Annotated in this window: 6 protein-coding genes; 2 read left to right on the top strand and 4 right to left on the bottom strand. The window is 72.4% G+C overall.

All coding sequences use genetic code 11. The features are described from left to right. Positions 1-14: 14 nt before the first annotated feature. From ABD54_RS25010 to ABD54_RS25000, 3 genes are all read right to left on the bottom strand, one after another. A complete protein-coding gene (locus tag ABD54_RS25010) occupies positions 15-581 on the bottom strand; it encodes a TetR/AcrR family transcriptional regulator (protein ID WP_053063654.1) in 567 nt (188 codons plus the stop codon). Between the two features lie 249 nt (positions 582-830). Next, entirely contained in the window at positions 831-2,540 is a 1,710-nt protein-coding gene (gene pgi, locus ABD54_RS25005; protein ID WP_047872001.1) for a glucose-6-phosphate isomerase, read from the bottom strand. A gap of 185 nt (positions 2,541-2,725) precedes the next feature. Continuing rightward, the gene (locus ABD54_RS25000; RefSeq protein ID WP_047872000.1) at positions 2,726-3,568 is read right to left on the bottom strand and encodes an ion transporter; all 843 of its coding nucleotides are present in this window, start codon (positions 3,566-3,568) and stop codon (positions 2,726-2,728) included. Between the two features lie 162 nt (positions 3,569-3,730). Here ABD54_RS25000 and ABD54_RS24995 point away from each other — a divergent pair, with 162 nt between their 5' ends. Next, positions 3,731-4,066 (top strand): hypothetical protein, encoded by a 336-nt coding sequence (locus tag ABD54_RS24995; RefSeq protein WP_047871999.1) that lies wholly within the window; start codon positions 3,731-3,733, stop codon positions 4,064-4,066. A gap of 37 nt (positions 4,067-4,103) precedes the next feature. Here ABD54_RS24995 and ABD54_RS24990 read toward each other — a convergent pair whose 3' ends face one another. Further along, a complete protein-coding gene (locus tag ABD54_RS24990; RefSeq protein WP_047871998.1) occupies positions 4,104-4,811 on the bottom strand; it encodes a FadR/GntR family transcriptional regulator in 708 nt (235 codons plus the stop codon). A gap of 299 nt (positions 4,812-5,110) precedes the next feature. On the opposite strand from ABD54_RS24990, the gene ABD54_RS24985 reads away from it, so the two are divergent. Beyond that, positions 5,111-5,907 (top strand): (Fe-S)-binding protein (locus tag ABD54_RS24985; protein WP_235432191.1); only part of this gene is annotated, 797 nt, incomplete at its 3' end.

The raw sequence follows: 5,907 nt of genomic DNA, 5'->3' as shown, positions 1-5,907 counted from the left end.
GGTGGGGCGACGGGTCAGGCCGAAGTGCGGGCGCCGTCGAGGAAGAGCCCGACCAGGGTGTCGGCGGCCTGGTCGGGGTCACCCATCATGTCCACGGCGCGGGCGAGGTGCAGGAAGGCGTTGCACAGCACGGCCGGGTCCCGGTCGGCGACCTCGCCCTCGGCCACGGCCGCACGGAAACGAGCGGTCATGGGATCGAGCAGGGTGGCGGCGTAGGCGTCGCGCACCTCCTTCTGCACGTCCTGTTCGAGCTGGTCCAGCGAGTCGAACAGGTGCTGTTCGAAGGAGGTGGTGGCTCCGGTCGGGTCGGCCACGGCGGTGGTGACGACCGCCCGCAACTGCTCGGCGAGCCCGCCGGGAGCGTCCAGGGCCAGAGCGAGCTGTTCGCCGCGCCGGGTGATGAAGTCCAGGGCGACGAGCTTGTGCAGGGTCTCCTTGCCTCCGGGGAAGTGGTGGTACAGGGACGGCTTGCGCACCCCGACCTCGCGGGCGACGGCCTCCAGGGAGGCGCCTCGGTAACCGTGCGCGGCGAAGTGGGCGGCGTAGACGTTCATGGCGCGGACTCGGGTGTCGGTGGTCACGGAAGTCGACCTCTCGTGTGGTGGGGTGGACGCGAGCGGAGGTCCCGCCCGCGCACATCACCCTACCTATCGTTAGGTAGACAAGCAAGCCATGCCCCTCCCCCGCTCAACCGCTCATGCTCACCAGACGCGCTGGCGGTCGCGCGGCCCCGCCCCCTTCCGAGTAGCGCGGGGCCTCCCGGAAGGAGGAGGCGGGCCCTGGGGCGGTGCGAACCGGGCGGTCCGCCGGTCGCACCTCCCCCGCCGTGGTCAGTCCCTGCCCCGCATGGATCGGTAGCGCCGCACCAGGGAGGCGGTGGAGGCGTCCAGGCCGGACACGTCGGCGCCCTCGGTGAGGGCGGGCTCGACCCGCTTGGCCAGCACCTTGCCAAGCTGCACCCCCCACTGGTCGAAGGAGTTGATGTTCCACACCGCGCCCTGGACGAACACCTTGTGCTCGTAGAGGGCCACCAACTGCCCGAGCACCGACGGGCTGAGCCGGTCGGCGAGGATGGTCGTCGTGGGCCGGTTGCCCTCGAAGGTCCGGTGCGGGACCAGGTCGGCGGACACGCCCTCGGCGGCGACCTCCTCCGCGGTGCGGCCGAAGGCCAGCGCCTGCCCCTGGGCGAACAGGTTGGCCATGAGCAGGTCGTGCTGGGGTACCAGGTGCTCGGGCAGGTCCGGGGCCGGGTTGGCGAAGCCGAGGAGGTCGGCGGGCACGAACCGGGTGCCCTGGTGCAGCAGCTGGAAGTAGGCGTGCTGGCCGTTGGTGCCCGGAGTGCCCCACACCACCGGCCCGGTCTGCCAGTGGACGGGGCGCCCGTCGCGCTGCACCGACTTGCCGTTGGACTCCATGTCGAGCTGCTGGAGGTAGGCGGTGAACTTGGACATGTGGTGGCTGTAGGGCAGCACCGCGTGGGTCTGGGCGTCGTGGAAGTTGCCGTACCACACGCCGAGCAGGCCCAGCAGGAAGGGCAGGTTGCGCTCGACGGGGGCGGTCGCGAAGTGGGTGTCCATCGAGTGGAACCCGGCGAGCATCTCCCGGAACCGCTCGGGGCCCACCGCCACCATCAGGGACAGGCCGATGGCGGAGTCGTAGGAGTAGCGGCCGCCCACCCAGTCCCAGAAGCCGAACATGTTGCGGGTGTCGATACCGAACTCGGCCACCGCCTCGCCGTTGGTGGAGACGGCGGCGAAGTGCCTGGCGATGGCGCCGCCGTCATCGTCGCTCTTGAGGCCCAACCCGTCCAGCAGCCAGGTGCGGGCCTCGGTGGCGTTGGTGATGGTCTCGATCGTGGTGAAGGTCTTGGAGGCGACCACGAACAGCGTCGTGGCCGGGTCGGCGTCCACCAGCGCCTCGTGCAGGTCGGTGCCGTCCACGTTGGAGACGAACCGGAACTCCAGCCCGCGGTCGGTGTAGGGGCGGAGCGCCTCGTAGGCCATGGCGGGCCCCAGGTCGGAGCCGCCGATGCCGATGTTGACGATCCGGCGCACCGGGCGGCCGGTGTGGCCCAGCCACTCCCGGGCGCGGATCCGGTCGGCGAACTCCGCCATCCGGTCCAGGACCTCCTGGACCTCGGGGACGACGTCGCGGCCGCCGGTGCTGATCACCCGCCCGCGCGGCGCGCGCAGGGCGGTGTGCAGGACGGCGCGGTCCTCGGTGAGGTTGACGTGCTCGCCGCCCAGCATGGCGTCGCGCAGGTCGGCGACCCGGGTGGCCCCGGCCAGGTCGGCGAGCAGGCGCAGGGTCTCGTCGGTGACGAGGTTCTTGGAGTAGTCCACGTGCAGGTCGCCGACGTCGAGCGTGTAACGCTCGGCCCGGCCGGGGTCGTCGGCGAACAGCTCGCGAAGGCCGGTGGAGCCCCACCGCCCGTGGTGCTCGCGCAGCGCGGTCCACTCGTCCCGCTGGTCCAGGGGAACGCCCGGTCGGGCGTGTTCTCCGGTGTCCTCAGCGCGCGGGAGAGGTGTACTGGCAGACATCCGGCGGCTCCTCGTCGGTCGGCGCTCCGGCGGCAGGGCGCGGGTGCTCGGTCCGCGCGCAGCCCGCGGTGCGCGGCTGTGCTTCCGATCACAAGCCTCCCACGAAAAACCGGGCCCGCGGCGGTTGTCCACAGGCCCGGTCGCGGACTTTCGCGCCCGGCGCGGCACCGGTCCGGGCACGCCGCTCAGCGCAGGCCGCTGGCCTCCCCCTCGCGCTCCCGCCGCAGCACGGCCACCTCCGCGCGCAGCGCCCGCAGTTCGGCCAGGATCACGGCCTGTCCCCCGTCGGGGCCCCCGCCGTCGGGGCCCCCGCCCGTCCAGCCCGCGGAGCCGCCGCGCCCGCCGCCGTTCTCCTCGTCGTCCTTCTCCAGGGCCTCCACGGCCACGGCGATGAACAGGTTGAGCGCCACCAGCGTGGACACCAGCACGAAGACCACGAAGAACACCCACGCCATGGGCTTGTGCTCCATCACGTCCTTGGCGATGGTGCCCCAGCCGTCCGCGGTGGCGATCTGGAACAGGGTGAACAGCGACGAGGGCAGGTCGGCGAAGTACTGCGGCGAGACGTCGGCGAAGAGTTCGGTGGCCATGACCGCCGACACGTACAGCAGCAGCATCACCAGGAACAGGATGGACATCATGCCGGGCAGGGCCCGGAACAGGCCCGTGACGACGTGGCGCAGGGTCGGGATCACCGACAGCAGGCGCAGCACCCGCAGCACGCGCAGGACCCGCAGCACCGAGAAGGGGCCGGAGGAGGGCAGCAGCGCGATGCCGACGATCACCAGGTCGAACCAGCTCCAGGGGTCGCGGAAGAACGCCTTCCGGTGGGCGTACATCCGCATCCCCAGTTCCAGGACGAACAGGGCGAGGATGGTCAGGTCGACGGCGCGCAGGAGGCCGCCGTAGGAGTCCGTCACCCGGGGTGAGGTCTCCGCGCCGAGGATGACGGCGTTGACGAGGATGAGGGTGATGACGCAGGCCTGGAACCAGGGGGCGTCGACGATGGCTCGAACGCGCTCGCGCACGACAGAGGGGGCTCCGTTCACATATCGGACAGCGCGGCAGAAGCCTACCGTGCGTCACCTTGTCCGGTTTCGCACCCGCCTCTCCCCTCGCGTCAGCCCCTGGCGTCCTCCGGCCGGAGCGGGCATGATCGAAGTGAGGAACCGAGCGTGAGGGGGACGCCGGTGACAGAGTCAACCGAGGGCTTCGACGAGTTCGGCACGGGGGCCTGGGCTCCCGGCTACGACGACGTGGACGCGGACACGGACGTGGGGGCCGCGGACCAGGACTCCGCGGTGGCCGACTTCCTGCGGTACTTCCCGGAGGGCCACCGGATCGAGGAGATCGAGGACCACGACGTCCTGGGGATCGACGCGGAGCTGGGCCAGGAGATCCCCGAGCAGGCGCCCGAGACCGCTGGGGAGCGCCCGCCGACGGCCCGGCGCGAGGACCTGGCGCGGCTGCTTCGGGCCGAGGAGCTCGCCGACAGGGTCCGCGACCGCGGCAGGCGGCGCGGCTGAGCCTGGGGAGCGGCGGAACGGGGCGGTGCGGCGGCGCTCAGTCGGCCAGGTCGGCGCTGAGCCAGCGCTCCACGCGCAGGACGTGCACGGTCGCGGCGGCCCGTGCGGCGTCGGGGTCGCGTGCCACCAGGGCTTCGTGGATGCGCAGGTGGTCCTCGCGCAGCTTGGCGGTGAGCCCGGCCTCCCGGTGCCCCGCCCACACACGGGCGTGGAACGTGCGCGAGGACAGGCCGTCGTTGACCGCGGCCAGGGTGGCGTTGCCGGTGCTGGCCACGATGGCCTGGTGGAAGCCCAGGTCGGCGGCGACGGTGTCGGCGCGGGACGTGTCGTCCCCGCCCTCGATCCGCTCCAGCAGTGCGCCGATGCGGTCGAGGTCCTCGGCGCTGGCGCGCGCGGCGGCCAGGGCGGTGGCGGCGGGTTCGAGCATGCGCCGCACCTGGAGGACCTCCAGGAGGGTGTGCCCCTGGGAGACCTCGGCCAGGACGGAGAAGGTCTCCAGCAGGTCGGCGGGGCGCAGCGCGGTGACGTAGACGCCCGCGCCGTGGCGGGACTCCAGGACGCCGAGTGTGGTCAGGGAGCGGATGGCCTCGCGCATGGAGCTGCGGGACACCCCGAGCTGCGCGGACAGGTCGCGTTCGGTGGGCAGGCGCTCCCCCGGTCCGACCCGGCCGTCGGCGATCATCGCCTTGATCCGGTCGGCGGCGCGCCGCGTGACGGTGGTGCGCCCGGCGTCGGGGTCGCTCACGGAAGTCCCTCCAGTCTGCGCGGTGGCCCGGGTCGTCCCTCGGTCCGACGGGGCCGGGAGCGGGGCTGGGTGTGCGCGTGACCCGCGCCACCACCACCAAGAGATCATACCAATTTTCCATCCCCTCGCCCCACATCACCCTTTTAGCCCTCCTTCTTGCCCGGATGCTTCACGGCGTGCGAAAGTGGTCCGACCACCCCAGGCTCGTGGCGAGCAGTTCCGCCATGGCAGCGCACCGCGTGGGCCGACCCGGCGGGGTCCGCACGCGCGCGCCGGCCGGCGGGGCACGAAGGAGGCACATGCGGATCGCGCTGTTCATCACCTGTGTCAACGACACACTGTTCCCCGACACCGGGCGGGCGGTCGTGCGCCTCCTGGAGCGTCTGGGGCACGAGGTGGTCTTCCCCGAGGGCCAGACCTGCTGCGGGCAGATGCACTACAACACCGGTTACCGGCGCTCGGCGAGCCGTCTGGCCGTGCGCTTCGTGCGCACCTTCGAGGGCGCCGACGCCGTCGTGGTCCCCTCCGCCTCCTGCGCGGCCATGGTCCGCGACAACTACCCGCGGCTGGGCGCGAGCGGGAGCCGCCTGTCGCGCAAGGTGGCCGACCTCGCCCCGCGCGTGTACGACCTCACCGAGTTCCTGGTGGACGTGCTCGGTGTGACGGACGTGGGCGCCTACTACCCGCACAAGGTGGCCTACCACCCCACCTGCCACGGGCTGCGCGTGCTGGGCCTGGGCGACCGCCCCTACCGGCTGCTGCGCGCCGTCCGCGGTCTGGAGCTGGTGGAACTGCCCGGGGCCGCCGAGTGCTGCGGCTTCGGCGGCACCTTCGCGGTCAAGAACGGCGACGTGTCCTCGGCCATGGGCGCGGACAAGGCCCGCCGCGCCGTGGAGACCGGCGCCGAGGTTCTGTGCGCGGTGGACAACTCCTGCCTGATGCACATCGGCGGCACCCTGTCCCGGCAGCGGTCGGGGATGAGGGTGGCGCAGGGTGTGCTCCTTGACCGCCGCGCCCTCCGCCCGCAGGCGCTGCCAGTCCTCGTGCAGCTCGTCGACGACGGCGGCGCGCTTGTCGCGGATGGTGTGCGTGGCCC

It is taken from the genome of Nocardiopsis sp. RV163, from assembly GCF_001029525.1.
Classification (GTDB): Bacteria; Actinomycetota; Actinomycetes; order Streptosporangiales; family Streptosporangiaceae; genus Nocardiopsis; species Nocardiopsis dassonvillei.
Note: the sequence above shows the minus strand (reverse complement) of the source record. Positions and strands in the feature narration are given on the sequence as shown.

Excerpts from the sequence above, each read along its gene's own strand:
- pgi (WP_047872001.1), bottom strand. The coding sequence starts at position 2,540 with ATGTCTGCCAGTACACCTCTCCCGCGCGCTGAGGACACCGGAGAACAC.